This window comes from Marinobacter sp. R17 (assembly GCF_003789045.1).
Classification (GTDB): Bacteria; Pseudomonadota; Gammaproteobacteria; order Pseudomonadales; family Oleiphilaceae; genus Marinobacter_A; species Marinobacter_A mangrovi.
In genome coordinates, this window is the sequence record NZ_RHGZ01000027.1 from 27874 (window position 1) to 51909 (window position 24036).

Here is a 24036-nt window from a genome sequence, read left to right on the forward strand (position 1 = left end):
ACCAGGAGAATTAGCATGGCGGTTGGATTGGGCCCCTTGCCGGATTTCTACCCCGTTGCCGGTCTGCGGTTGGGCGTGGCCCGCGCAGGCATCAAGAAGCCGGGGCGCCGCGATCTGGTGCTGATGGCGCTGGATGAAGGCGCCCGAGTGGCCGGCATATTTACGCGCAACCAGTTCTGTGCGGCACCGGTGCTGGTGACCCGAGACCATTTGGGGCAGGCGGCGCCACGTTACCTGATGATCAATACGGGCAACGCCAACGCCGGAAACGGCGAGCAGGGACGCACCGATGCCGAGGCCTGTTGTGCGGCACTGGCGGAGCTGTCCGGTGTCACCGCCCAACAGGTGCTGCCGTTCTCCACCGGGGTCATTGGCGAGCCGCTGCCGGTGGAGAAGATCCGCAATGGCCTGCCGGAAGCGCTGGATACCCTGTCGGAAACCCGCTGGGCCGAGGCCGCCGAAGGCATCATGACCACCGACACCCTGCCCAAGGGCGCCACTCGTCGGCTGGAAGTCGACGGTCAGCCGGTCCACATATCCGGCATCAGCAAGGGCGCCGGCATGATCCGCCCCAACATGGCGACCATGCTGGGCTTTATAGCCACGGATATCGCCATCGAGCCGTCGCTGCTCCAGACGCTGGTTTCGGACCTGGGGGAGCAGTCGTTCAACCGCATCACCATCGATGGCGATACCTCGACCAACGACTGTTGCATGCTGGTGGCCACTGGCAAGAGCGACGCGCCGGAGCTGACGGCCGACAGTCCGCACCTGCCGGTCTTCCGCGAAGCACTGCGGGAACTGTTCATGACCCTGGCCCACGCGATTGTGAGGGACGGCGAGGGCGCCACCAAGTTCATCACCATTCGCGTGGAGACGGCAGGCAACCAGCAGGAGGCACTGGATGTGGCTTACACGCTCGCCCATTCGCCTCTGGTCAAGACCGCCCTGTTTGCGTCGGATCCGAACTGGGGCCGCATCCTGGCGGCCGTCGGTCGCGCCGGCGTGCCGGACCTGAATCTGACGGACATCGAGATCGATCTGGGTGATGTGGCGCTGGTGCGCAACGGTGGCCGGGCAGCGGATTACACCGAAGCGCGCGGCCAGGCCGTGATGGACCAGTCCGACATCAGCATCCGTATTGCGTTGGGCCGTGGCGATGTCAACGAGACGGTCTGGACCTGCGACTTGTCCCATGATTATGTGACCATCAACGCCGAGTACCGGACCTGATATGAAGGAAGTCCATGTCGCTGTCGGTGTGGTGCGCCAGGGGAATCGCATCCTGATTGCCCGGCGCCCCGATGAGGCGCATCAGGGCGGTTTGCTGGAGTTTCCCGGTGGCAAAGTCGAGCCCGGTGAACGTGTTCAGCAAGCGCTGGTTCGCGAACTGGATGAGGAAGTCGGCATCCACATCGCCGAGGGCGACCTTCAGCCGGTGATCGGCATTCGCCACGACTACGGCGACAAGCGGGTGTTTCTCGATGTCTGGGAGACCGTGCGCTTTCAGGGCGAACCGCACGGGCGGGAAGGGCAGCCGGTGCAGTGGTTGGCGCTGGATGCCCTGAGCGATGACGATTTTCCGGCTGCAAACCGGCCGATCATCCGGGCGTCGCGATTGCCTCATCAGTACCCGATCACCGGTGGCGCCGGTCTGGATGGTGGGACGCTGGTTGCGCAGACGTGCCGGCACCTGGCGGAGCTGTCACCTTCAATCTGCCTGTTCCGCGCGCCCTGGCTGTCCCGCGAAGCCTATCTGGACGCTGCCGGCCAATTGCTCGACTGGTGTTCGGCTCGCTCGATACGTCTGATGCTCCACGGCGACCCGAAGCTCCTGGAGTCCGTGCCTGCGGCCGGTATACACCTGCCATGGCGAGTGGCCGGGCAGCTCGATACGCGACCGTTGGCCAGTTCGGGGTTGTTGGGCGTATCCTGTCATCAGGTTGATGAATTGGCGCATGCCGCTCGTTTGGGCGCTGATTTTGCCACCCTGGGCCCGGTCGCCAGAACGGCCAGCCACCCGGATATGGCGCCCATAGGATGGGCCCGATTTACGGACCTCGTGGCCACGGCCACGGTACCGGTGTATGCACTGGGCGGATTGGCGTTGAACCAGGTGAATCAGGCCCGTAAAGCCGGGGCACAGGGCGTTGCGGGCATTGGCATGTGGTGGCGGAATTGAATGCTGGAGAAAAACGATTGAGTGAACTGACCCACCTGGACGAAACCGGTGCCGCGCGCATGGTCGATGTGACGGAAAAAGCCGTCACCAGCCGTGAGGCGCGGGCCGAAGGGTTTATCGCCATGCGGCCCGAGACGGTTGCGATGATCGTCGACGGCGAGCACCCCAAGGGCGATGTGCTGGCCACGGCGCGCATTGCCGGCATCATGGCGGCCAAGAAGACCCATGAACTGATTCCGCTGTGCCATGCCCTGAACCTGACCTCGGTGAAGGTCCATCTGGCACCCGTACTTGACGGCGATACCGGCGTGCATCTGGAAGCGGTCTGCCGACTGACGGGGCAGACCGGGGTCGAAATGGAAGCGCTGACGGCGGTTAACATCGCCGCATTGACGCTTTACGACATGTGCAAAGCCGTGGACCGGGGTATGGTTATCCGGGATGTGCGTCTGCTCGAAAAGCAGGGCGGGCGGTCTGGTCACTGGAAAAGGGGGTAGCATGACGGCAGCGCTGGTGGACAATTTTGGGCGGGAGGTCACGTACGTCCGCATCTCCGTCACGGATCGCTGCGATTTTCGTTGTGTGTATTGCATGTCCGAGGACATGACCTTCCTGCCGAAGTCCGAGATCCTGTCCCTGGAAGAAATTGAGGTCATTGCCCGCAACCTGGTGGCCTGTGGCGTCCGCAAGATTCGTCTGACCGGTGGAGAGCCGCTGGTGCGGCCGGGTGTGGTCGGCTTGGCCGAGCGACTGAAAGCGCTGCCGGGGCTGCGCGAACTGTGTATGACCACCAATGGCGGCCGTCTGGAGGAATTCGCCGAGCCGCTCAAGGCGGCGGGCGTGGACCGGCTCAATATCAGCCTGGACAGCCTGGACCCCGAGCGATTCCGGGAACTGACCCGGATTGGCAAACTGGAGCGGGTACTGGCCGGCATCGATGCCGCCCAGCGAGCCGGATTCCAGCACACCAAGCTCAATGCCGTCGTCCTAAAGGGGCGTAACGCAGACGAAGTGATTCCCCTGGTTCGCTTTGCGGTGGAAAAGGGACTCGATATCAGCTTTATCGAAGAAATGCCCCTGGGGGTTATCACCGAGCACGACCGGGCCGAAGCCTTCTGCTCCAGTGACGAGATTCGCGAGACGCTGGCCACGGTTTTTGACCTGCAACCGGTTGGCGATGACACCGGCGGGCCTTCCCGTTACTGGCAGGTGGATGGCCATCCCAATCGGATTGGCTTTATCTCCCCGCACAGCCATAACTTCTGCGGCGACTGCAACCGGGTGCGTTTGACCACGGAAGGGCGTCTGCTGTTGTGCCTGGGCAACGAACACTCCATGGACCTGCGCGAGGTGATCCGCTCGCGACCGGGGGACGACCTGGCGGTGCAGAAGGCGCTGCATGAGGCCATGACGCTCAAACCGGAGCGGCATTATTTCTCCCACGATGCCGAACCCCAGATTCTTCGCTTTATGAACGCCACGGGCGGTTGATACGGATCGGGCGCATCTACGTAGGTTTCAGGGTACGCCGACCCGGTCCATTCTGCTAAAATGCGCCGCCTGTTAATCTGAGTGAGGTACCGCCGTGGCCGTTCGCTATGTCCAGAGCTGCCGACTCCCGACGCCTTTCGGCGTTTTCGACATGCATGGGTTCGAGGAACCGGACACCGGCAAGGAGCACGTTGCACTGACCCTCGGGTCGGTCGACGGGGATGCGCCCGTGCTGGCCCGTACCCACTCCGAGTGCCTCACCGGCGATGCGCTCTACAGCATGCGCTGTGACTGTGGTTATCAGCTGGAAGAAGCGTTACGCAGTATTGCCCGGGAAGGGCGGGGGATCCTCATGTACCTGCGTCAGGAAGGCCGGGGCATTGGCCTGCTGAATAAAATCCGGGCGTATCACCTGCAGGACCAGGGCGCGGACACCGTCGAAGCCAACGAGCAGTTGGGGTTTGCGGCGGATCTGCGGGATTACAGCATGTGCAAGGACATGCTGGATCACCTGGGCATCGCCCGCCTCAAGCTCATGACCAACAACCCCCGTAAGGTTAACGCCCTGCGCGGCCTGGGTATCGACATCGTCGAACGGGTGCCGCTGCACGTGGGCCGCAATCCCCATAACGAAAACTACCTCGCCACAAAGCAGAGCAAGCTGGGACATTGGTTGGAGACGCATCAGGACGACGAGGCCTGAATTCCGGCGGATTCGCTTTGGGAAGGAGAAGGAATGGCAGCCCTGGCGGGCTGCTCCGAAGCTGAAGCGTCGGCTACATTTCGAGGCACACTCGAGTATACAGTTGCCACGTAGGTTGGGCTGACGCAGGAAGCCCAACAACCGAAGCCTTCAGTTGGCTATGACATCGAGCCTGTTTCGCCCTGCCTGCTAATGCTCTGATCGGAGAAGCACCGTTTTGAAGGCTTCTCCGAGAAATCCCCTGTCGAGCTTCCTGCGTCAGCCCAAGCTACGCTACTGAACGCCCTAAAGGGGCAAGGTGCCCCGCCTATTTAACCGCCCGCAACGCCTTCAGATCGCTCATCTGGGTCAAACGATCCTCAATCCGTGTCCGAATGGCTTCGGTCGTCAGGCCGCACTCTTCAAGCTGCTCGCCGTGTTTACCGTGTTCGATGAACTGGTCGGGCAGGCCAATCTGCAGCAGTGACGCTTCGATCCCTTCGCCGTTGAGGTACTCGGACACGGCGCTACCGGCACCGCCGGCGATGACGTTTTCCTCCAGTGTCACGATCAGGTCATGCTGTTCCACCAGATCTCGAATCAGGTCGGTGTCCAGTGGTTTGACGAAGCGCATGTCGGCGACGGTGGCATCCAGTGCTTCTGCAGCCGGCAGGGCCGTGGACAGCAGGGTGCCGAAGTTCAGCAGGGCAATGCGCTTGCCTTCGCGAATGATCCGGCCCTTGCCGATCGGGGCCGTTTTCAGGGCGGTATCGATCACCGCGCCGGGACCCGTGCCACGAGGGTATCGCACCGAAGTCGGGCCTTCGTGGGCCAGACCGGTCTGCAGCAGCAGTCGGGTCTCGTTTTCATCGGACGGCGCCATCACCACCATATTGGGGATGCAGCGCAGGTAGCTGATGTCGAAAGCGCCACCGTGGGTCGGGCCGTCCTCGCCCACCAGGCCGGCGCGGTCGATGGCGAACAGGACATCCAGATTCTGGATGGCGACATCGTGGATCAGTTGGTCATAGGCGCGTTGCAGGAAGGTGGAATAGATCGCCACCACGGGCTTGGCCCCGTCGCAGGCCAGGCCGGCGGCGAGAGTGACGGCGTGCTGCTCGGCGATGGCCACATCGTAATAGCGATCGGGGAAGCGTTCGCTAAATTTGACCAGGTCCGAGCCCTCGCGCATGGCCGGCGTAATGCCCACCACGCGTTCGTCCTGCTCCGCGGAGTCGCACAACCACTGACCGAAGACGTTGGCGTACTTGGGCAGCTTGGGCGCCGGCTTGCTGTCCGCCGGTTTGACCGGCGGCTTGGGCTCGATCTTGTTGATGGCGTGGTAGCCGATGGGGTCGGCTTCCGCCGGTGCAAAGCCTTTACCTTTCTTGGTGACCACATGCAGAAACTGCGGGCCGTCCAGCTCGCGGATGTTCTGTAGCGTGTCGATCAGCAGCGGCAGATCATGACCGTCGATCGGGCCAATATAGTTGAATCCCAGCTCTTCAAAGAAAGTGCCCCCGGCGATCAGGCCCTTGAAGTGTTCTTCCGTCTTGCGTGCGAACGCCATCAGGTTGGGGGCGCCCTGCAGAAATTTCTTGCTGCCGTCGCGGACCTGGTTATACGTGCGACTGGCCAGCAGCTTGGCAAAATAGCTGGAAAGACCGCCCACGTTCTGGGAAATCGACATGTCGTTGTCGTTCAGGATCACCAGCATGTTGGTGCGCAGGTGACCGGCGTGGGTCAGGGCCTCGAAGGCCATGCCAGCGGTCATGGCGCCGTCACCGATCACGGCAATGCTCTTGCGCCGGGAGTCCTGCATGCGGGCGGCGATTGCCATGCCCAGTGCCGCACTGATGGAGGTGCTGGAGTGGCCCACACCAAAGGTGTCGTAGTCGCTTTCACCGCGCTTGGGGAACCCGGCCAGGCCGTCTTTCTTGCGAATGGTGCCCATGCGGGCGCGGCGACCGGTGAGGATCTTGTGTGGGTAGGCCTGGTGGCCCACATCCCAGACCAGGCGATCGTCCGGGGTGTTGAAGACGTAGTGCAGGGCCACCGTCAGTTCCAGCACGCCCAGCCCGGCGCCAAAGTGGCCTCCGGACTGGCCGACGCTCCACAGCAGGAACGCACGGAGCTCCCGGGCCAGTTGGGGTAACTGATCCTCACTCAGCTCACGCAGCTGATCCGGGGTGTTGACCCGGTCCAGCAGGGGCGTGTTGGGCTGGCGAGACGGAATCTCCTTAAATATGGTTGTGTCCTGCATCCGCTTAGATCTTCTGAATCGATATGGGGCGATTATACGGGATCGGTCACCGGACTTTCACATTTCCCTTTGGAAATGTGGGCCAGGGCGTTAGCCCGAGGCCTTCTAATGGGTCCGGGTGACTACAAAATCGGCAATCTGGCGCAGCGGATCGGCGCTGCGACCCAATACTGCGAGCGCCGAGACAGCTTGTTCCTGCAAGGATCGAAGATGATCGCGGGTGCCGTCAATACCCAGGCACGCCGGATAGGTGGGCTTGTTGCGCGCGGCATCCGATCCCTGGGGCTTGCCAATGGTGTCGGTAGCGCCTTCGATGTCCAGCAGGTCATCCTGCACCTGGAACGCCAGGCCCAGCGCCCGGCCATAGGTCCGCAACGCGTCGATCTGTGTCTCGTCGGCGGTTTCCGCAGCCAGGGCGCCCAGGCTGATGCTGGCTTCAATCAGAGCGCCGGTCTTGCAGCGGTGCATGCGTTGCAGATCTTCCAGCGGCAGGGTTCGGCCCACCGAGCCCAGATCGATGGCCTGGCCGCCGACCATGCCCGCCTGGCCGCTGGCCCGGCTCAGAATCTGCAGCATCCGCACGCGGGTGGGGGCACTGTAATCGCCTTCGGATCCGATCGCCTCGAACGCCAGGGCTTGCAGGGCGTCGCCGGCGAGAATCGCGGTGGCTTCGTCGTAGGCAATGTGAACCGTGGGCTTGCCGCGGCGCAGAGCGTCGTCGTCCATAGCCGGCAAGTCATCGTGGATCAGCGAATAGGCGTGGATCAGTTCAACCGCGCAGCCGGGAACGAGGGCGGTATCCGGGGGATGCCCGACGGCCATCGCCGAGGCCATGGCCAAGATCGGTCGGATCCGCTTGCCGCCGCCCAGGACCGCGTAGCGCATGGCGTCCTGCAGCCGGGGAGCCGGGGCGTCCGGGTTATCCAGCCAGCGGTCCAGGGTGGCTTCGATGACGGTGCGCCACTGGGCCTGCAGTTCGCTCATCGGTTGGCTGCTCATTGCCCCTCTTCGTCCTCATGGAACGGTTGGGTCTCGAAGTTGTCGCCGTCGGCCTTGACCAGTTTTTCCACCCGTTGCTCCGCCTGGCGCAGGGCCTGCTGGCACTCGCGGGTCAATCGGACACCGCGCTCGAACGCCGCCAGCGATTTCTCCAGGGGCAGGTCACCCTGCTCGAGGTCGCGGACCAGGGCTTCGAGCTCGTTGAGGGATTTTTCGAAGTCGGCAATGGTAACGCCTGTCTCGTCAGTCATGACGGGGATTCTCCGCGGCAGGTCTGTTTGGGGCGGAGTATATCAGAGCGGGACCTGTTTGCGTTTTCTATAGTGGTGGAGGCAGCTATTCTCTATAAACCATATCCCAGTGGAGCAGATCATGTGGCAGGGCGAGGAACGCAGGCGGTATTACCGGGTCGATGACCGGGTGGCGCTGCGCTATATCCGGTTGTCGGACGGCGAGTCGGTGGCGGGCGAATTGTCGGACCTGTCGCTGCGGTCACGGCTGGCGGATCTGGAGCTGATGCTGGATCAGGCGCTGAGCAAGCTGACGGTGGCAGCGCCGGAGGTCCGGGAGGTGGCGGATCTGCTCAACCGCAAGCTGGATCTGGCGCTGGAGGGCGCCGGTCTGGGACTCGACGGTGAGCGCCCGGCAACGCTGGTCACCCGGGATGTCAGCCTCTCCGGGAGCGGCTTTGCCTTTCCGGTCGATGAAGTCATTGAGGTGGGCGAAATGGTGTTGGTGGATCTGCTGTTCCATCCGGAGCGACGGACCATTCGCGCCCTGGCCCGGGTGGTGGCTTCGGGCCGTGAAGACTCCGATCACTACCTGCGCCTGGATATCGAGCGCATCACCGAGGCGGATCAGGAATTGCTCATGGGCCACATCATGCGGTTGCAAAGTGCCCGCTTGCGCCAACGGGATGAATCCCCTCAGTCCGATCCGGCCGAATGACTGGCGGCCTCGCGCTGCCAGGTAAAGACCTGGCGCTCGCCCCGTTCGCCCCCGCGTAGCCAGCCCTGTTCGGTGACCGACACGGTGCCGTCCCGATGCACTGAAACAATGGTGGTGGCCCGCGTTCCATAAGTCTCGCTGCGGATAAAGGGCGAGGACAGGAAGCGCTCACGCTCCAGGCCAATGCCGGTATCGGGCAGGAAAGCATCCGGCGCTGGCGTCGTGTCCATCAGTGCGTCGATCAGTACGTCGTGCAGCTGTGACTGCGGGGTATCGTGCAGGCGGTCGTGCAGGGTCTTGCGTAGCCGCACCAACTTGGGCCAGGGGCTCTGCAGCAGGTGGTTGCTCAGGCCGTAGACGCCGCGATGCAGGGTGCGTCCGGGATGGCTGTCCCGGTTGCTGAAATACCAGCCCTGGCGAGCATCCACGCGGAACAGGTTATAACCCGCAAACCGGTCTGTAATGTCCCGCTGATGCTGATCAAGCTGGTCTGAATTCTCCGTCAGCGCCTGGACCGGCAGTTGCCCCCGGGACCAATCCCCCCGCTCGGGCTGGCCGTCGCGGAAATTGGTGACGGCGGCCACCTGGCCGTCCCGGGTCACCCCCAGCCAGGTCCCGCCGGACTGCTCGTCCTTTCCGGCCAGTATCTCCGGAGACGACCACCAATGCATGGCGCGGGTCGGGCGCTGGTAGAACTCGTCGCGGTTGGCGGCGACTACCAGCGGCAGGTCAGGGTGCTGGCCAATGGCGAACAGGATGAGGCACATCGCGATTTCCGGTTGGTTTCTGGTGTCGGTGCAGTGAACCCGAAGTCTCCCCTGTGTATCATACGGGCCTTTATGCTGGCTATCGGAGCAAGGGCATTATGAGCCTGGCCATTCTGTTTGCAATCTACCTGGTGCTGGGTGCCTGTGCAGGCGTGTTGGCCGGCCTGTTCGGCATCGGGGGTGGTCTGGTGATTGTGCCGGTGCTGATCTTCAGCTTCGGGCTGCAGGGCTTCGATCCGGAGATTGCCGCCCATCTGGCCGTGGGCACCTCCCTGGCGACCATCGTCTTCACGTCAATCAGCTCGGTACGCTCCCACCATGCCCGTGGTGCGGTGGACTGGCCGGTGTTCCGGTCGATGGCTGTGGGGATCGTCATCGGTGCCATGATCGGTGCCTGGACCGCCTCCCTGTTATCCGGGGCCGCGCTGGAACTGATCATCGGCGTGTTTGTCATTCTGGTCGGGCTGAAGATGCTGTTCGACGTCAAGCCCAGGCCGGGTCGGGACGTGCCGGGCAAGCCCGGCCTGGTTGCCGCCGGTGGCGGGATCGGCTGGGCATCGGCCATCTTCGGGATCGGGGGCGGTACGCTGACCGTGCCGTTCCTGAGCTGGTGCAACGTGCGCATGCAGCGTGCCGTGGGGACGTCGTCCGCTTGCGGTCTGCCGATTGCCATCGCCGGTGCGCTGACCAATATCGCCACCGGCTGGCAGGCGCCGTCATTGCCTGAATACAGCCTGGGCTTTATCTATCTGCCGGCCCTGGTAGGCATTGTCGCGACCAGCGTCCTGTTCGCCCGGGTGGGGGCTGCGCTGGCCCACCGGCTGGATGCCATGTTACTGAAACGGATTTTTGCCATGGTCCTGCTGGTGGTGGGTATCCGCTTCCTGATCTGACCGGCTTCCATTAACGAGAGAAACTGCATGCTGCGTTATCCACAGATTGACCCGATTGCTGTCTCCATCGGCCCGCTCAAAATCCACTGGTATGGCCTGACCTACCTCGTGGGCTTTGTTATGGGCTGGTGGCTGGGCCGCATCCGCACCCGCAAACCCTGGTCGCCCATCAACGAGGAGCAAATGGGGGACCTGCTGTTCTATATTGCGCTGGGGGTCGTCCTGGGCGGGCGCTTTGGCTATGTCATCTTCTACAATTTCGATACCTTCCTGGCTGACCCGCTCTGGCTGTTCCGGGTCTGGGAAGGCGGGATGTCATTCCACGGCGGGCTGATCGGTGTCATGCTGGCCATGTGGTGGTTTGGCCGCAAGGTGAACTGCGGTTTCTTTGCCATCGCCGATTTTGTCGCGCCGCTGGTCCCCATTGGCCTGGGTGCGGGCCGTATTGGCAACTTCATCAATGGTGAACTCTGGGGCCGCCCCACCGACGTGCCCTGGGCGATGGTCTTCCCGACCGCACCGGACGCGCTGCCGCGTCATCCGTCCCAGCTGTACGAATTTGCGATGGAAGGGGTGCTGCTGTTTATCATTCTCTGGGTTTTCTCCAGCAAGCAGCGGCCGCGCATGGCCGTTTCCGGGCTGTTCCTGGTCGGCTACGCCTGCTTCCGCATCCTGGCGGAATTCTTCCGGCAACCGGATGCCCAGCTGGGCTTCCTGGCCTTTGACTGGGTGACCATGGGGCAGATCCTGTCCCTGCCGATGCTGCTGGCGGGTATTGTATTAATGGTTTGGGCATACAGGAGCAAAACGCAATGAAAGCCTATCTGGACCTGATGCGTGATGTGGTCGACAACGGCACCGACCGGGGCGACCGGACCGGCGTGGGGACGCGTTCGGTATTTGGTCGTCAGATGCGCTTCGACCTGGGTGAGGGCTTTCCGCTGCTGACCACCAAGAAGGTCCACCTGCGCAGCATCATCTACGAATTGCTCTGGTTTCTGAACGGGTCCACCGACAACAACTGGTTGCGCGAACGCAAGGTCAGCATCTGGAACGAGTGGGCGTTGGACAACGGCGACCTGGGGCCGATCTACGGCAAACAGTGGCGCAGCTGGCAGTGTCCGAACGGCGATGTGGTCGATCAGATCAGCGATGTGGTGCGTCAGATCCAGACCAAGCCTACGTCACGCCGCCTGATTGTTTCGGCCTGGAACCCGGCGGAGCTGCCTGACGAGTCCATCAGCCCGCAGGAAAACGTGGAGCAGGGCCGTATGGCCCTGGCGCCGTGCCACTGCCTGTTCCAGTTCTATGTGGCGGAAGGCAAGCTGTCCTGCCAGCTCTACCAGCGCAGCGCCGATCTGTTCCTCGGGGTGCCGTTCAATATCGCGTCCTACAGTCTGCTGACCCACATGATCGCCCAGCAGTGCGATCTGGATGTGGGCGAGTTTGTGCACACGTTTGGCGATTGCCACCTCTACCAGAACCACCTCACGGACGAGATCGTGTTCGAGCAGCTCAAGCGTGAGCCGCGTCCGCTGCCGACGCTGAACATCCGTCGCAAACCGGCCAGCCTGTTCGAGTACGAACTGGACGACTTTGAATTCGAGGGCTACGACCCGCAGCCGGTCATCAAGGCGCCCATCGCGATCTGAGGAGCGAATAGCATGCGTAAGGCGCTGATTGTCGCCATGTCACAGAACCGGGTGATCGGCCGGAATAACGCACTGCCATGGTACCTGCCCGGTGATCTGCGTTATTTCAAGCAAGCCACCATGGGCAAGCCGATCCTGATGGGGCGCAAGACTTTCGAATCCATCGGGCGTCCCTTGCCAGGGCGTTTGAACGTGGTGATTACCCGGGATGAGCGTTGGGAGGCCCCTGCCGGGGTCGCGGTTGACCACACGCTGGCAGACGCTTATCGCCGGGCGGAAGCCCAGGCTGAGCTGGAAGGCGGGGATGAGATCATGATCATCGGCGGTGGCCAGATCTATGCCGAGGCCTTGCCGGAGATCGACCGCATGTATGTCACGCGGGTGCATGCGGATGTGGAGGGCGATGCCTGGTTCCCGGAAGTGGACTGGGACCAGTGGGAAGAACTCGGACGGGAGGATTTCTCCGCGTCCGAGAACAATCCGTACGACTACAGCTTTATCGTCTATCAGCGTCGCTCGGACGACTGACGACGAGGCGGTTTGCCCTTGGGTTTGCCGCCGGATCCCGGCTTGCCATTGCGCGGACCTTTCTTGAAGCCCGGCTTGTGGCCGGGTTTGCCGCCGCGGCGGTCGCCACCCTTGAACGGCCGTTTGCTGCGCGCCGGGGGAATCGGCAGATCCGTCGGGGCTTCCAGCGGCATCGCGCCCGGTTGGGCGGATTCCAGCCAGCAGGCCAGGGCGCCGGCGACCATCGCCGGGTCCAGGTCATTGCGCTCGGCAATGCCATCCAGAAGACCCATTGCCTTGGCCAGTCGGCCGTCTTCGGCAAAGCCCAGCAACTGTTCCTCGAACTGCTTCTCACGCAGCTTCTGCAGCTCCGCCGGCGGCGGCAGCTGATAGTCGCTCATCGGTGAGTTGGTGGCCCGTTCCAGGGTCCGCAGCCAGCTGCGTTCGCGCGGGGTCACCAGCAGGATCGCCTTGCCCTCACGGCCGGCCCGGCCGGTACGGCCCACCCGGTGGATATAGGCTTCGCTGTCGTAGGGCACGTCGTAGTTGATGACGTGGGTGATGCGCGGCACATCCAGACCACGGGCCGCCACGTCGGTGGCCACCACGATGTCCAACTTGCCTCGGCGCAGGTCTTCCACCGCCTGCTCACGCTGGCGCTGGTTGATGTCGCCGTTCAGCGGTGCCACGGCGTGCCCGCGTGCGGAGAGCTTGTCAGCCAGCAGTGTCGTTTCCGCCTTGGTGCGCACGAAGATGATCGTTGCGTCCACCGGCTCAACTTCCAGGATGCGGGTCAGGGCATCCAGCTTGCGCTCGGCAAACACCGGCAGCACGAACTGGGCAATGCGTGACACGGTCCGGGTCTGGCTTTCGATCTTCACTTCTTCGGCGTTGGCCAGGTAGGTCTGGGCCACCTTTCGGATCGGTCCCGGCATGGTCGCTGAGAACAGGGCCCGCTGGCAGTTTTCCGGCGTCTTGGCCAGGATGGCTTCGATGTCGTCAATGAAGCCCATGCGCAGCATTTCGTCCGCTTCGTCGAGGACGACGGAGCGCAACTGGTCCAGCTTGAGCGTACCGCGACGCAGGTGGTCCAGCAGGCGGCCTGGTGTACCCACGATGACCTGGGTACCGCGCTGCAGTGCTTTCAGTTGGGGGCGGAAATCCTGGCCGCCGTAAATCGGCAGGACTTGCAGGCCCTTAATGCTCGCGGAATAGGTGGTGAACGCCTCCGCGACCTGGATGGCCAGTTCGCGGGTAGGCGCCAGCACCAGGATCTGGGGCGCATGCAGCGTCGGATCGATAGAGCTCAGCAGCGGCAGTGCAAACGCGGCTGTCTTGCCGGTACCCGTCTGGGCCATGCCCAGCAGATTGCGGCCGGCCAGCAGAATGGGGATGGATTGCGCCTGGATAGGCGACGGGGTTTCATAACCCACGGACGAAACCGCATCAAGGACCGCCGGATGGAGGCCAAGCTCGGCAAAGGTTTTTGTTTGCATTCAGGAAACTCGGAATTCGGGGAGGTGAGCGACGCTCCCGGAACTGCGTCCTAAACGAGACAGAGGGAGCCATATGTCGCGTAGTATAGACGTTTTCAGCCGCTATAGATATGTGCAGGGTGTGGCATCGGGTAGGTAAATGTACGCCGGTAGCCATTGCGCAACGGCAGCCGTCAGGGCAGGATGCTTAGCTTCCTTTCGATCAAACGATGCGGTGGAGTAACGGACAATGCATTTTGATGAGCTGCTGGCCGGTGTTGAAAAAGACGATCTGGTCATTCCCGCCAGTTGGGGGCAGGGGCGAGCAACCTTTGGTGGCCTCGTGGCGGCCCTGACGTTCCAGAAGATGCAGGGTGCCGTACAGCCCGGGCGCCCGTTGCGTGCCTTGCAGGTGGCGTTTGTCGGCCCGGTCACGGTCGACGAGCCGGTCACATTTGAGGTCGAACTGCTGCGGGAAGGTCGCGCGGCCAGCCAGGTTCAGGGGCGTCTGCGGCAAGGTGGCGAGGTCCGCCTTGCGGCGCTGGCCAGTTTCGGGAGCGAGCGCGAATCCTCCGTGATGGTGGCCGCCGACCCGGCGCCCGAGGTGCCGACGCCGGACGCTTGTCCGGAGCTGAGGCATATCCCCGGTGTCACGCCCGAATTCACCCAGCACATTGATATGCGTTGGGCCTTTGGCCACTTCCCCTTCGCCGGCAAACCGGCCCGGGAAATGGGCGGTTGGATGCGTTTTCGTGAAGCGGGCAACGCCATGGGCGACGCACACGTGATCGCGCTGGTCGATGCCTGGCCGCCGGCGGTGCTGCAGCATCTGAAAAAGCCCGCTCCGGCCAGTTCCATGAGCTGGTCGCTGGAAATCGTCCACCCGCGCCCGGAAATGCGGGCGGACGATCCGTTACTGTATCGCGCGGTGATCGACCAGGCGGGCGGCGGTTACGGCCATACCCAGGCCACCATCTGGAATCGTCAGGGTGAGCTGGTGGCGCTCAGTCGCCAGACCGTGACGGTCTTTGGCTAGCGCCGGCAGGCGTCGATAATCACTCGGGCGAAATCCTCCGGCGCGTCTTCCTGCAGGAAATGGCCGCCCCGCAACGTCGTGTGGGGTTGCCCTTGTGCGCCCGGAATCTTGCGTTGCATGTAGCGGTCGCCACCCCGGGTGATCGGATCGCCGTTGCTGAAGCAGGTGATGAACGGCTTGTTCCAGCTGCTCAGGCTCTTCCAGGCCGCACGATTGGCCTCGCTGGCCGGATCGTCCGGCGTGATCGGGACCAGGCGCGGAAAGGCCCGGGCGCCAGCCTTGTAGCGCGACGACGGGAAGGGTGCATCATAGGCGGCCCGTTCAGCATCGCTCAGCGAGCGCCCGGTACCCATCTGGATAATCCGGCTGATGGGAAACCAGGGGCTGAATGAGGCAAATCCCTTCCAGAGGCGAAACACGGCGGGTACCTTGCCGTCGCCAGTCGGCAGCATACCGTTACCGACGATGATGCGGCTAAAACGGTCGGGATGCTCACCCGCCAGACGCAGGCCCAGTAACGAGCCCCAATCCTGGCACACCAGCGTCACGTTATTGAGTTTCAGTGCGTCAAACCAGGCCAGCAGCCAGTCCATGTGTGTCTGGTAGCTGTAGTCGTCCAGCGCCGCCGGTTTGTCGGAGCGGCCGAAGCCAATCAGGTCCGGCGCCAGCACCCGCAGACCTGCTACGGCCACCGGCGGAATCATATGGCGGTAGAGGTAGCTCCAGGACGGCTCGCCGTGCAGCATGACGACGGTCTCGCCGTCATGGGGGCCCTCATCCACATAGTGCATGCGCAGATTGGGCGCGACGTCGAGGTAATGCGGTGCGAAGGGAAAATCGGGCAACTGCGCGAAGCGCTGTTCCTCGGTACGAAGAATACGCATTCTGTCCAATATCCTTTTAAAGCAACGAGTTTGGCCTTACGAGGCCGGTTGTCAGGAAAGGATAGCGCAGAATGGCGTAAGGGCGGGTGCGGGGATCACATCCCCGGCAGAGCGGTTCCGGATTTAACCGGCCGCCTGCTGATCTTGGTTCTGTTGTTCAAGTTGGCGAATGGCATCGTCCATGCTGTTCACCGCACCGCAATCGTCTGCAGCGCACAGGCCGATGGTGTGGCAGGCCAGGTTCTGGCGGTTGTCACCGTCGTTGGGGAAAATACGCCCCTTCGGCAGGATCGATCCGCAGTGACCGCACTGGAACGTCGGAATCACGCTGCCTTCGGCCAGTTTTGCAATGTAATGTTCGTGTTGACTCATAGTCTCTCCTTCGTTGCGTTCTGGATGTGTTCTCCATTCCACAGCCCATCTACCCAACCTAAGGGCCTTTTGTTGCAATTCCAAGACAAATTTGACGCATGGAGATACGTAGAAAACGAGACAGGGGATCAGCAGACTCAGCCGGATGCGCTGAGTCCATTGATTCTTCGGATAATTATCCGGAAAACGTCGAGGCCGACCGGTATCAGCGCGTCCGGGAAGTCGTAATCCGGATTGTGGAGCTGCGGGTGGATGTTACCCGCGCCCAGCCCGAACATGGCGCCTTCGGCATGCTGGGTAAAGACGCCGAAATCTTCAGACCAGCGGAAGCCTTCCGGCATACGGTGGAAAGGCACCCCGATCTCCAGGCAGGCTTCGGCCACATGGTCGAAACCGGTTTGGCCATTCACGCTGGCGAGGAAGTCATCCTCCCACTCAAAGGTGACGTCCAGGCCAGCTTCCGCGGCCGCCTCCCGAGCCAGTGTGCAGGCCCTGTCGGACAGTGCCGACATCACCTCGTTGGTTTCGCTGCGCAAGGTGGCCATCAATACGGCCTCGCCGGGCGCTGTGCCAAAACTTTTTTCGCCGAGGCGCGCATGCACCAGCGTAACCCAGGCGGATTCCGTGAACTGCCGGGGTAGCGTGGGCAGTGTCTGCATCAGTCGGGCCAGAGCCGGAGCCGGGCTGATGCCATCCTCTGGGTGCGCGGCATGGGAGGTCTTGCCGGTGAGCCGGATAATCATCCCTTTTGATGCGCAGTTGAACGAGCCGGGACGCGTGAACACCTCTCCCAGCGGCAGTCCGGGCACGTTGTGTAGCGCGAAGGCGAAGTCCGGCTTGTAGGGTGCAAAGCGTGGATCGTGGAACACGCGTCGGGCGCCCTGGCCGTCTTCCTCGGCGGGCTGGAACAGCAGGACCACCCGGCCCTGTTGTGGCCGTTGCTCTCGCAGTGTTTGCGCCAGACCCAGGATAATGCTCATGTGGCCATCGTGGCCGCAGGCATGGGCACAACCAGGGATGGCGGAACGGTGTTCGTGGTCGCCCCGCTCGTGGATGGGCAGGGCGTCCAGCTCACAGCGGATCAGTGTGGTTGGCCCATCGGACCCGCCATCGAAGACGGCCAGCAGGCCGGCGCCGCCCAGCCCGGTGACAAGGCGGTCTGGCGTGCAGGCTTCGAGCAGGGAGCGGATGCGTTCGGCCGTGGCCTGCTCCTGGCCGGAGAGTTCCGGGTGGCGATGCAGTTCCCGGCGGATCCGGGTGAGGTCGTTCAGGTCGGTCATAGGTGTCGGGAATCAGTTTTCGGGTGGTGCCGGGCGGCGGTTGGAGCGGGGGTCGTCCCAGTCCAGGGAGCGCGGATCGTACCACTCCATTTCATCAAGAACTTTTTCGTGGGTGGTGGGCGAGAGTGTCGGCCACAGGGTCTGGAACTCGTCCAGACCTTCTTCACGACGCCGTGCCTGTTTGCTACGCAGCTTGGCAAGGATCGTGGGCAAGCGCAGGGCCTCGCCCAACTGACCCGGGCGAATGACTTCCTGGCCCATGACTTTCTTGCGATGCGTCCGGCGCGCCAGCGTTTTCTGCAGGGCTTCGGCCGCTTCGATGGCGGTTTCGATGGAAAAGTCGATATTGTCCAAAATCCTGTTCCCGTCAGACGGGCGTCTGTCCCGGTCAAATTCGCGGCCGGCTACAGCTGAAGATGACATAAAATCGGGCTGCAACAGGCAATAATGTACTATAGCCTCACCGGGTACCCACTTGCCATGGGCAGGAGTGCTTACGGCAAGCCGGGCGTGCCGCCACCATCGATAGTTTCCCGGAAAAGGGATGTGACCAGGGAGTTCCGACTGATATGTACGATGTCCTCGAGCGACGCTCATTTCTTGCCATGCTGCTGGTGGTGTCGCTGGCGTTCCTGTTCCTGATCAAACCCTTCACCGGCCCGATATTCTGGGCGGTGGCGATTGCGGTGATTTTCAATCCGGTCCAGCTCTGGCTGATCCGGCGACTGCCCGGGCGCCACAATCTGGTGGCGTTCCTGACGTTGATGCTGTGTCTGGTGATCGTCATTCTGCCCAGTCTGGCGCTGATTTCCTCGCTGGTGACCGAGGGTGTGGGTCTGTACCAGCGCGTCCAGTCCGGCGAGCTGAATCCGGGCCAGTACATCGACCAGATCAATCAGGCGTTCCCGGCCTTCCAGTCCTTTCTCGACCGGTTCGACGTGGATCTGAGCAAGCTGCGGGAGGGCGTGGTGTCCACCTTTGTCGGTGGCAGCAAGCTACTGGCCAAGCAGGCGCTGGGCATTGGCCAGAATACGTTCCAGTTTTTCCTGTCCTTTTCGCTGATGGTGTACCTGGCGTTCTTCCTGTTGCGCGACGGTTCGCGGCTGATTGAACTGCTGATCCGCGCACTGCCGCTGGGCGATGAGCGTGAGCGCCTGCTGTTTGCGAAATTCGCCGAAGTGACCCGGGCCACGGTCAAGGGCAATCTTCTGGTGGCGGCCGCCCAGGGGGCGTTGGGGGGCTTCATCTTCTGGGCCCTGGGCATTAACGGCGCGCTGCTCTGGGGGGTGGTGATGGCCATCGCGTCACTGATCCCGGCGGTGGGCGCTGCGCTGGTTTGGGTGCCGGCCGCGCTGTATCTGGCCGCCGTCGGCGACTATGTGCATGCGGCCATCCTGACGGCGTTCGGGGTCCTGGTGATCGGGCTGGCGGACAACCTGCTGCGGCCGATCCTGGTGGGGCGCGACACCAAGCTGCCGGACTATATGGTGTTGTTATCAACGTTGGGCGGAATTGTAATGTTTGGTATCAACGGATTCGTCATGGGCCCCCTGGTGGCGGCGCTTTTCGTGGCTTTCTGGGGCATTTTTATCCGTGAATTCAATGAGCCGGCGGCCGCCATGACCGAGTCGGAGCGGGGCGGTCCGGAAGGGCCGGACAAGAGCTGACCTGAGCCGGCAAAATGGGGTAGCATGACGCCTGGAGCGGCAGAGCAAGCGCTTGGCCCTCCGGATCCGAATTCTCAGGAGAATAAGATGAATAAAACAATCCCGAGCAAAAAATGGCTGGCGACAGGGGCTCTGGCAGCCCTGGTGACGTTGGGGGGCGCGCCGGCCTACGCCGCAGACGACGTGTTTGCCCTGCAGAATGCCCTCTACGGGGCGGGTTACCGTATTGATAGTGTGGATGGCCAGATGGGGCCGTCGACCAAGTCCGCGTTGGAAGCCTTCCAGAAAGATCACGCCGGCCTGAAAGCCACCGGCAAGCTGGACCAGGCCACCAAGGAAGCTCTGGGCATGGTGTCGGTTCAGGTTGCTGAAGCCGACGTGGCCCAGTCCAAGCCGGCGCCGGCCAAACAGGCCAAACAGGCGGATGAACCGAAACCGGCCGCCGACGAGGAGGCCGAAGACGCCGTCGAAGAAGATGATGATGGTGGTTGGCTCTTCTTCTGATCCTATCTCCCGGCCCCCGCATCGCATTCTCGTCAGCGCCTGTCTGATGGGCGAAAACGTGCGTTATGACGGGGGCAACCTCTTTGCCGATCATCCCCGGATCCAGACATGGCGCCTTGAAGGTCGTCTGGTTTCCGTATGCCCGGAACTGGCTGGCGGTTTGCCGGTGCCACGTCCTGCTGCCGAGACCCGGGGCGGTGATGGTCGCGCCGTGCTGGCCGGTCAGGCCCGGGTCATCGCCCGCGACGGTACTGATGTCACATCAGCCTTTGTTGAGGGCGCCGAGGCGGCCTTGAAAACCGCACAGGAACGGCACTGTGTGATGGCCATATTGGCGGCAAAAAGCCCCAGCTGCGGCAACCGGAACATCTACGACGGGAGCTTTTCGGGTCGGCTTGTAGCCGGGCAGGGAACGGCGGCCGCAGCGTTGACGGCCGCCGGTATTCCGGTGTTCAACCAGCATGAGCTGGAGGACGCAGAGACCTACCTGCGCTCACTCGGTTGAGTCGCGCAGGCCGGATCAGTCCAGTTTTTCCAGATCCCGGACGCCACCCTTATCAGCGCTGGTGGCCAGCAGGGCGTAGGCTTTCAGGGCTGCGGACACCTTGCGGGTGCGCGGCGCTTCCGGTTTCCAGCCCATCTCGTCGCGGGCAGCCCGCCGCTGGTCCAGTTCCGCCTGATCCACCATCACATTGATGCTGCGCTCGGGGATATTGATCAGGATGGTATCGCCGTTCTCGATCAGCCCGATGGCGCCACCCGCCGCCGCTTCCGGCGAAGCGTGGCCGATGGACAGGCCGGAGGTGCCGCCGGAGAAGCGGCCATCGGTGAGCAGCGCGCACTCTTTGCCCAGCCCCTTGGATTTCAGGTAGCTGGTCGGGTAAAGCATTTCCTGCATGCCCGGGCCACCCTTGGGGCCTTCGTAGCGAATGATGACCACATCGCCCGCTTTGACTTCGTCGTTGAGGATGCCGGCGACAGCGCTGTCCTGGCTTTCGAAGACGCGGGCCCGGCCCTCGAACACGTAGATGCTCTCGTCCACACCGGCGGTTTTCACCACGCAACCGTCCAGGGCAATGTTGCCGTAGAGGATGGCCAGGCCGCCTTCGGTGGAGTAGGCATTTTCCAGCGAACGGATGCAGCCGTTTTCCCGGTCACCGTCCAGTGACGGCCAGCGGGTGCTCTGGCTGAAGGCCTGCTGGGTGGGAATGCCGGCCGGTCCGGCCTTGAAGAATTCCACCACGGCCTCGGAGGGCTGGCGCATGATGTCCCAGTCGTTCAGGGCATCGGCGAGGGTCGGGCTATGTACGGTCGGAATGTCCGTCTTGATCAGGCCGGCCCGGTCCAGTTCACCGAGGATGCCCATGATGCCGCCGGCCCGATGCACGTCTTCCATATGGTACTTGGGCGAGTTCGGGGCGACCTTGCACAGCTGCGGCACCTTGCGCGACAGCTGGTCGATTTCCGCCAGGGTGAACGGCACCTGACCTTCCTGGGCCGCGGCCAGCAGGTGAAGGATCGTGTTGGTGGAGCCGCCCATGGCGATGTCCAGGGTCATGGCGTTGTAGAACGCGTCCATGGAGGCGATGCTCAGCGGCAACACGCTGGCGTCGTCCTGCTCGTAGTAACGACGGGCGTTCTCGACGATCTGGCGGCCGGCCTTGAGGAACAGCTGCTCCCGATCGGCGTGGGTGGCCAGCATGGAGCCGTTCCCCGGCAGCGACAGGCCAATGGCCTCGGTCAGGCAGTTCATGGAGTTGGCGGTGAACATCCCGGAGCAGGAACCACAGGTAGGGCAGGCGCTGCGCTCGTATTCCTCGACCTGCTCGTCGGTGGCGTTGGGGTCGGCGGCAATGACCATGGCGTCCACCAGGTCCAGCTTGTGCTCGGACAGCTTGGTCTTGCCGGCCTCCATCGGGCCGCCGGAGACGAAGATGGTCGGGATGTTCAGGCGCATGGCGGCCATCAGCATGCCCGGCGTGATCTTGTCGCAGTTGGAGATGCACACCAGCGCGTCGGCGCAGTGGGCGTTCACCATGTATTCCACCGAATCGGCGATGATTTCCCGGGACGGCAGGGAGTACAGCATGCCGTCGTGCCCCATGGCGATCCCGTCGTCCACCGCAATCGTATTGAATTCCTTGGCAACGCCGCCGGCCGCCTCGATTTCGCGACAGACCAGTTGCCCCAGGTCCTTGAGGTGGACGTGGCCGGGCACGAACTGGGTGAAGGAGTTGGCGACCGCAATGATCGGCTTGCCGAAGTCATCGTTCTTCATCCCGGTGGCACGCCAGAGGGCGCGGGCACCGGCCATGTTGCGACCTGCGGTGGAGGTCTTGGAGCGGTACTGGGGCATGGTTTTCTCTCGTTGTGGCGGGAGGGTCATCCGGTCGCGGAGGGACCCTCTGTTTTCGGAAAAAACAGAGAATAACAGAAGTTAGGTCGCTACGGGGATGATGCTTGACGATGGTCGTGCTGGCCCATCTGGTTACAATTGGTCACAATGACCTGTGACAGGCTCGTCACTTTACCGGTGGCGCAGTCTCCAAATGTTGGGGAGAGATAGTGGATGTCTGCTCGGGAACCTTTACCCATTCGCCGGCTGCGCGAGTTCCAGCCGCTTGATCGACTGACCGATGAACAGCTGATCCTGTTGGCCACCCGGGCTGAAACCCGGCGTCTCGGCCCGGGGCAGCGGTTACTGGAGCGGGGCTCCCGGGACGGTCAGGAGTATTTCCTGATCGATGGCGAGGTCGAATTGGAGGCTGTGGACGGCCGCACGACGGCCATCGCGGCCGGCAGCCCGACCGGAAAAAATCCCATTGCCCGGTTGCAGCCGCGCATGTACACCGTGACGGCCTCGGTGCCCAGCCAATTCCTGGTGGTGGAGCAGGACACGCTCAACCAGTTGCTGCGGGCAGCACCGGTCAGCGATGACGGCGTTTCCGAGATGGCCGATGATAGCGGGGACGATGAGGCGCATGACCTGCTGATGGAGTTCTACGCCGATCTCCGTGCCAACAAGCTGACATTGCCCAGCGTGCCGGATGTGGCCTGGAAGGTTCGACGCGCCACGGAGCGGGACGAGTCCACCGCCGAAGACATCGCCCGCGTGATTACGGTGGATCCCTCGATTTCCGCCAAACTGGTACGCGCCTGCAACAGCCCGCTGTATCGGGGCTTCAACGATGTCCGCACGGTACGCGAGGCAGTGGTTCGCCTGGGGACCCGGACTACCCGTCAACTGGTGACGGTGTTCTCCATGCGGGAAGTGTTCAAAACCCAGCGCAAAGAACTGCAGGCAGCGATGGAGCAGCTTTGGCGGCACTCCCGGGAGGTCGCCGCGCTGTGCTGGGTGCTGGCGGATGCGGTCACCAGTCTGGATCCGGAAGAAGCCCTGCTGGCGGGACTGCTGCACGACATCGGCGCAATTCCCGTCATCGTCCACGCTGAGCACCACGTCAATGTATTCGCCGATCCCAAACTACTGGAGCAGGTCGTCGGCGAACTCAAGGCCGACACCGGAGCCGCGGTGCTGGAGCGCTGGGAATTTCCGGAGAGCTTTGTTACGGCCGCTCGCCATGCGGAAGACTGGGCCTACCAGCCGGCGCAGGAAGAGCCTCAACTTGTCGATGTGGTGATACTGGCTAAACTCCATGCCATGATCCGTGAACGTCAGGGCAAGACGCTTCCCCGATTCGAGACGGTGCCTGCCTATACGCGGCTCGGCGAGCTCAAGTTGAGCGCCTCCCGCAGCCTGGAAATTCTCAATATGGCGCAGGCGCGCATCGACGAAGTGCAGAAGCTGCTGTCGATTCACTGACTGTCGACGACCAACCGAGGCCGACCGGTTCATGCACATCCCGCTGTTTCCACTTAATTCCATCATCCTGCCCGGGGGGCGGATCCCCCTGCAGCTGTTCGAGCCGCGTTACATCGATATGCTGACCCGTTGTCTCAAGGACGACGGCGGCTTTGTGATCGTCCTGCTGCGGGAGGGCGAGGAAACCGACACCCTGGCCAGGTTCTACGATTTCGGCACCCGGGTGCGGATTGTCGATTTCCAGCAGCTGGAAAACGGTCTGCTGGGGATCACCGTGGAAGGCGACGCCAAGGTGGCCGTGCTCGATCACTGGCAGGCGCCGGATGGCCTGCATATGGGGCAGGTGGAATTGCTGGAGGAAGAGAGCGATCTGGCCGTGCCGGACGACCAGGCCGAGCTGGCGGTGGTGCTCAAGGCGCTGTTGCGGCATCCCGTGGTGCGGGACCTGGGCATGACCGTGGACTTCGACAGTGCCCGCGAGGTGGGCTGGCGCCTGGCCGAGCTGCTGCCCATCGAAAAGACCGATAAGCAGCGCCTGTTGGAGATGCAGGATCCGCTGGACCGGCTCGACCGCCTCTACAGCCTGCTCCAGGCCATGGAGTAGCCGGAGG

Annotated in this window: 26 protein-coding genes; 16 read left to right on the plus strand and 10 right to left on the minus strand. The window is 62.9% G+C overall.

Going from position 1 to position 24036, the window contains the following annotated elements; translation table 11 throughout:
* The first annotated feature begins 15 nt into the window (after positions 1-15).
* From argJ to ribA, 5 genes are all read left to right on the plus strand, one after another.
* A complete protein-coding gene (argJ, locus tag EB809_RS16885; RefSeq protein ID WP_123636015.1) occupies positions 16-1233 on the plus strand; it encodes a bifunctional glutamate N-acetyltransferase/amino-acid acetyltransferase ArgJ in 1218 nt (405 codons plus the stop codon).
* 1 nt (position 1234) lies between these two features.
* Entirely contained in the window at positions 1235-2182 is a 948-nt protein-coding gene (locus tag EB809_RS16890; RefSeq protein ID WP_123636016.1) for a Nudix family hydrolase, read from the plus strand.
* Positions 2183-2199: 17 nt separating this feature from the next.
* A complete protein-coding gene (gene moaC / locus EB809_RS16895; protein ID WP_123636017.1) occupies positions 2200-2679 on the plus strand; it encodes a cyclic pyranopterin monophosphate synthase MoaC in 480 nt (159 codons plus the stop codon).
* A gap of 1 nt (position 2680) precedes the next feature.
* Positions 2681-3673, plus strand: a complete 993-nt coding sequence (moaA, locus tag EB809_RS16900; protein WP_123636018.1) for a GTP 3',8-cyclase MoaA — start codon at positions 2681-2683, stop codon at positions 3671-3673.
* Between the two features lie 94 nt (positions 3674-3767).
* A complete protein-coding gene (ribA, locus tag EB809_RS16905) occupies positions 3768-4376 on the plus strand; it encodes a GTP cyclohydrolase II (RefSeq protein WP_123636019.1) in 609 nt (202 codons plus the stop codon).
* Positions 4377-4683: 307 nt separating this feature from the next.
* Here the strand turns inward: ribA and dxs are convergent, their stop codons facing one another.
* The 3 genes from dxs to EB809_RS16920 all read right to left on the minus strand — a co-directional run bounded on the left by dxs (position 4684) and on the right by EB809_RS16920 (position 7868).
* On the minus strand, positions 4684-6618 hold the full coding sequence (gene dxs, locus EB809_RS16910; protein WP_123636020.1) for a 1-deoxy-D-xylulose-5-phosphate synthase: 1935 nt from the start codon (positions 6616-6618) through the stop codon (positions 4684-4686).
* A gap of 105 nt (positions 6619-6723) precedes the next feature.
* Entirely contained in the window at positions 6724-7617 is an 894-nt protein-coding gene (locus EB809_RS16915) for a polyprenyl synthetase family protein (protein WP_123636021.1), read from the minus strand.
* The gene (locus EB809_RS16920; RefSeq protein ID WP_123636022.1) at positions 7614-7868 is read right to left on the minus strand and encodes an exodeoxyribonuclease VII small subunit; all 255 of its coding nucleotides are present in this window, start codon (positions 7866-7868) and stop codon (positions 7614-7616) included. The genes EB809_RS16915 and EB809_RS16920 overlap by 4 nt, the downstream gene beginning before the upstream one ends.
* A 121-nt stretch (positions 7869-7989) precedes the next feature.
* On the opposite strand from EB809_RS16920, the gene EB809_RS16925 reads away from it, so the two are divergent.
* The gene (locus tag EB809_RS16925) at positions 7990-8565 is read left to right on the plus strand and encodes a PilZ domain-containing protein (RefSeq protein WP_123636023.1); all 576 of its coding nucleotides are present in this window, start codon (positions 7990-7992) and stop codon (positions 8563-8565) included.
* Here EB809_RS16925 and EB809_RS16930 read toward each other — a convergent pair.
* Positions 8544-9332, minus strand: a complete 789-nt coding sequence (locus EB809_RS16930) for an NRDE family protein (RefSeq protein ID WP_123636024.1) — start codon at positions 9330-9332, stop codon at positions 8544-8546. The genes EB809_RS16925 and EB809_RS16930 overlap by 22 nt on opposite strands.
* Before the next feature lie 110 nt (positions 9333-9442).
* On the opposite strand from EB809_RS16930, the gene EB809_RS16935 reads away from it, so the two are divergent.
* The 4 genes from EB809_RS16935 to EB809_RS16950 are packed head-to-tail and all read left to right on the plus strand — an operon-like array spanning position 9443 to position 12405.
* Entirely contained in the window at positions 9443-10225 is a 783-nt protein-coding gene (locus tag EB809_RS16935) for a sulfite exporter TauE/SafE family protein (protein WP_263317006.1), read from the plus strand.
* A gap of 27 nt (positions 10226-10252) precedes the next feature.
* Complete coding sequence (gene lgt / locus EB809_RS16940) at positions 10253-11041, plus strand: prolipoprotein diacylglyceryl transferase (protein ID WP_123636026.1); 789 nt, start codon at positions 10253-10255, stop codon at positions 11039-11041.
* Entirely contained in the window at positions 11038-11877 is an 840-nt protein-coding gene (locus EB809_RS16945; RefSeq protein WP_123636027.1) for a thymidylate synthase, read from the plus strand. Before lgt ends, EB809_RS16945 begins: the two co-directional genes overlap by 4 nt.
* A gap of 12 nt (positions 11878-11889) precedes the next feature.
* A complete protein-coding gene (locus EB809_RS16950; RefSeq protein ID WP_123636028.1) occupies positions 11890-12405 on the plus strand; it encodes a dihydrofolate reductase in 516 nt (171 codons plus the stop codon).
* Here EB809_RS16950 and EB809_RS16955 read toward each other — a convergent pair.
* Positions 12384-13880, minus strand: a complete 1497-nt coding sequence (locus EB809_RS16955) for a DEAD/DEAH box helicase (protein ID WP_123636029.1) — start codon at positions 13878-13880, stop codon at positions 12384-12386. The two genes, EB809_RS16950 and EB809_RS16955, sit on opposite strands and share 22 nt — an antisense overlap.
* Positions 13881-14109: 229 nt before the next feature.
* Here EB809_RS16955 and EB809_RS16960 point away from each other — a divergent pair, with 229 nt between their 5' ends.
* Positions 14110-14895, plus strand: a complete 786-nt coding sequence (locus EB809_RS16960; RefSeq protein WP_123636030.1) for an acyl-CoA thioesterase — start codon at positions 14110-14112, stop codon at positions 14893-14895.
* On the opposite strand, the gene EB809_RS16965 is transcribed toward EB809_RS16960, so the two are convergent.
* The 4 genes from EB809_RS16965 to EB809_RS16980 all read right to left on the minus strand — a co-directional run bounded on the left by EB809_RS16965 (position 14892) and on the right by EB809_RS16980 (position 17785).
* Positions 14892-15779: a haloalkane dehalogenase gene (locus tag EB809_RS16965; protein WP_123636031.1), complete on the minus strand. Its 888-nt coding sequence runs from the start codon at positions 15777-15779 to the stop codon at positions 14892-14894. The genes EB809_RS16960 and EB809_RS16965 overlap by 4 nt on opposite strands.
* A 123-nt stretch (positions 15780-15902) precedes the next feature.
* Positions 15903-16151, minus strand: a complete 249-nt coding sequence (locus EB809_RS16970) for a hypothetical protein (RefSeq protein ID WP_123636032.1) — start codon at positions 16149-16151, stop codon at positions 15903-15905.
* A gap of 137 nt (positions 16152-16288) precedes the next feature.
* Complete coding sequence (locus tag EB809_RS16975; protein WP_123636033.1) at positions 16289-17431, minus strand: amidohydrolase; 1143 nt, start codon at positions 17429-17431, stop codon at positions 16289-16291.
* A 12-nt stretch (positions 17432-17443) separates the two neighbouring features.
* Positions 17444-17785: a hypothetical protein gene (locus EB809_RS16980; protein ID WP_123636034.1), complete on the minus strand. Its 342-nt coding sequence runs from the start codon at positions 17783-17785 to the stop codon at positions 17444-17446.
* A gap of 215 nt (positions 17786-18000) precedes the next feature.
* Here EB809_RS16980 and EB809_RS16985 point away from each other — a divergent pair, with 215 nt between their 5' ends.
* From EB809_RS16985 to EB809_RS16995, 3 genes are all read left to right on the plus strand, one after another.
* The gene (locus tag EB809_RS16985) at positions 18001-19098 is read left to right on the plus strand and encodes an AI-2E family transporter (RefSeq protein ID WP_123636035.1); all 1098 of its coding nucleotides are present in this window, start codon (positions 18001-18003) and stop codon (positions 19096-19098) included.
* 87 nt (positions 19099-19185) lie between these two features.
* A complete protein-coding gene (locus EB809_RS16990; RefSeq protein WP_123636036.1) occupies positions 19186-19602 on the plus strand; it encodes a peptidoglycan-binding domain-containing protein in 417 nt (138 codons plus the stop codon).
* Positions 19523-20107, plus strand: a complete 585-nt coding sequence (locus EB809_RS16995) for a DUF523 domain-containing protein (protein ID WP_317848730.1) — start codon at positions 19523-19525, stop codon at positions 20105-20107. Before EB809_RS16990 ends, EB809_RS16995 begins: the two co-directional genes overlap by 80 nt.
* Positions 20108-20122: 15 nt before the next feature.
* Here EB809_RS16995 and ilvD read toward each other — a convergent pair whose 3' ends face one another.
* Positions 20123-21958, minus strand: coding sequence for a dihydroxy-acid dehydratase (gene ilvD / locus EB809_RS17000; RefSeq protein WP_123636037.1), 1836 nt, complete (start codon positions 21956-21958; stop codon positions 20123-20125).
* 213 nt (positions 21959-22171) lie between these two features.
* Between ilvD and EB809_RS17005 the strand changes: the two genes are divergently transcribed.
* Complete coding sequence (locus tag EB809_RS17005) at positions 22172-23425, plus strand: HDOD domain-containing protein (protein WP_123636038.1); 1254 nt, start codon at positions 22172-22174, stop codon at positions 23423-23425.
* A 31-nt stretch (positions 23426-23456) separates the two neighbouring features.
* A complete protein-coding gene (locus EB809_RS17010) occupies positions 23457-24029 on the plus strand; it encodes an LON peptidase substrate-binding domain-containing protein (RefSeq protein ID WP_123636039.1) in 573 nt (190 codons plus the stop codon).
* Positions 24030-24036: the final 7 nt, after the last annotated feature.

Bases quoted from the DNA above. Each gene is read 5' to 3' on its own strand.
- EB809_RS16925 (WP_123636023.1), top strand. From the start codon at position 7,990: ATGTGGCAGGGCGAGGAACGCAGGCGGTATTACCGGGTCGATGACCGG.
- EB809_RS16915 (WP_123636021.1), bottom strand. From the start codon at position 7,617: ATGAGCAGCCAACCGATGAGCGAACTGCAGGCCCAGTGGCGCACCGTC.
- moaA (WP_123636018.1), top strand. From the start codon at position 2,681: ATGACGGCAGCGCTGGTGGACAATTTTGGGCGGGAGGTCACGTACGTC.
- EB809_RS17010 (WP_123636039.1), top strand. From the start codon at position 23,457: ATGCACATCCCGCTGTTTCCACTTAATTCCATCATCCTGCCCGGGGGG.
- lgt (WP_123636026.1), top strand. From the start codon at position 10,253: ATGCTGCGTTATCCACAGATTGACCCGATTGCTGTCTCCATCGGCCCG.
- dxs (WP_123636020.1), bottom strand. From the start codon at position 6,618: ATGCAGGACACAACCATATTTAAGGAGATTCCGTCTCGCCAGCCCAAC.
- EB809_RS16995 (WP_317848730.1), top strand. From the start codon at position 19,523: ATGAACCGAAACCGGCCGCCGACGAGGAGGCCGAAGACGCCGTCGAAG.
- EB809_RS16965 (WP_123636031.1), bottom strand. From the start codon at position 15,779: ATGCGTATTCTTCGTACCGAGGAACAGCGCTTCGCGCAGTTGCCCGAT.
- EB809_RS16975 (WP_123636033.1), bottom strand. From the start codon at position 17,431: ATGACCGACCTGAACGACCTCACCCGGATCCGCCGGGAACTGCATCGC.
- EB809_RS16950 (WP_123636028.1), top strand. From the start codon at position 11,890: ATGCGTAAGGCGCTGATTGTCGCCATGTCACAGAACCGGGTGATCGGC.
- EB809_RS16945 (WP_123636027.1), top strand. From the start codon at position 11,038: ATGAAAGCCTATCTGGACCTGATGCGTGATGTGGTCGACAACGGCACC.
- EB809_RS17005 (WP_123636038.1), top strand. From the start codon at position 22,172: ATGTCTGCTCGGGAACCTTTACCCATTCGCCGGCTGCGCGAGTTCCAG.
- EB809_RS16970 (WP_123636032.1), bottom strand. From the start codon at position 16,151: ATGAGTCAACACGAACATTACATTGCAAAACTGGCCGAAGGCAGCGTG.
- EB809_RS16960 (WP_123636030.1), top strand. From the start codon at position 14,110: ATGCATTTTGATGAGCTGCTGGCCGGTGTTGAAAAAGACGATCTGGTC.
- EB809_RS16930 (WP_123636024.1), bottom strand. From the start codon at position 9,332: ATGTGCCTCATCCTGTTCGCCATTGGCCAGCACCCTGACCTGCCGCTG.
- argJ (WP_123636015.1), top strand. From the start codon at position 16: ATGGCGGTTGGATTGGGCCCCTTGCCGGATTTCTACCCCGTTGCCGGT.
- EB809_RS16985 (WP_123636035.1), top strand. From the start codon at position 18,001: ATGTACGATGTCCTCGAGCGACGCTCATTTCTTGCCATGCTGCTGGTG.
- EB809_RS16955 (WP_123636029.1), bottom strand. From the start codon at position 13,880: ATGCAAACAAAAACCTTTGCCGAGCTTGGCCTCCATCCGGCGGTCCTT.
- EB809_RS16890 (WP_123636016.1), top strand. From the start codon at position 1,235: ATGAAGGAAGTCCATGTCGCTGTCGGTGTGGTGCGCCAGGGGAATCGC.
- ilvD (WP_123636037.1), bottom strand. From the start codon at position 21,958: ATGCCCCAGTACCGCTCCAAGACCTCCACCGCAGGTCGCAACATGGCC.
- EB809_RS16990 (WP_123636036.1), top strand. From the start codon at position 19,186: ATGAATAAAACAATCCCGAGCAAAAAATGGCTGGCGACAGGGGCTCTG.
- EB809_RS16920 (WP_123636022.1), bottom strand. From the start codon at position 7,868: ATGACTGACGAGACAGGCGTTACCATTGCCGACTTCGAAAAATCCCTC.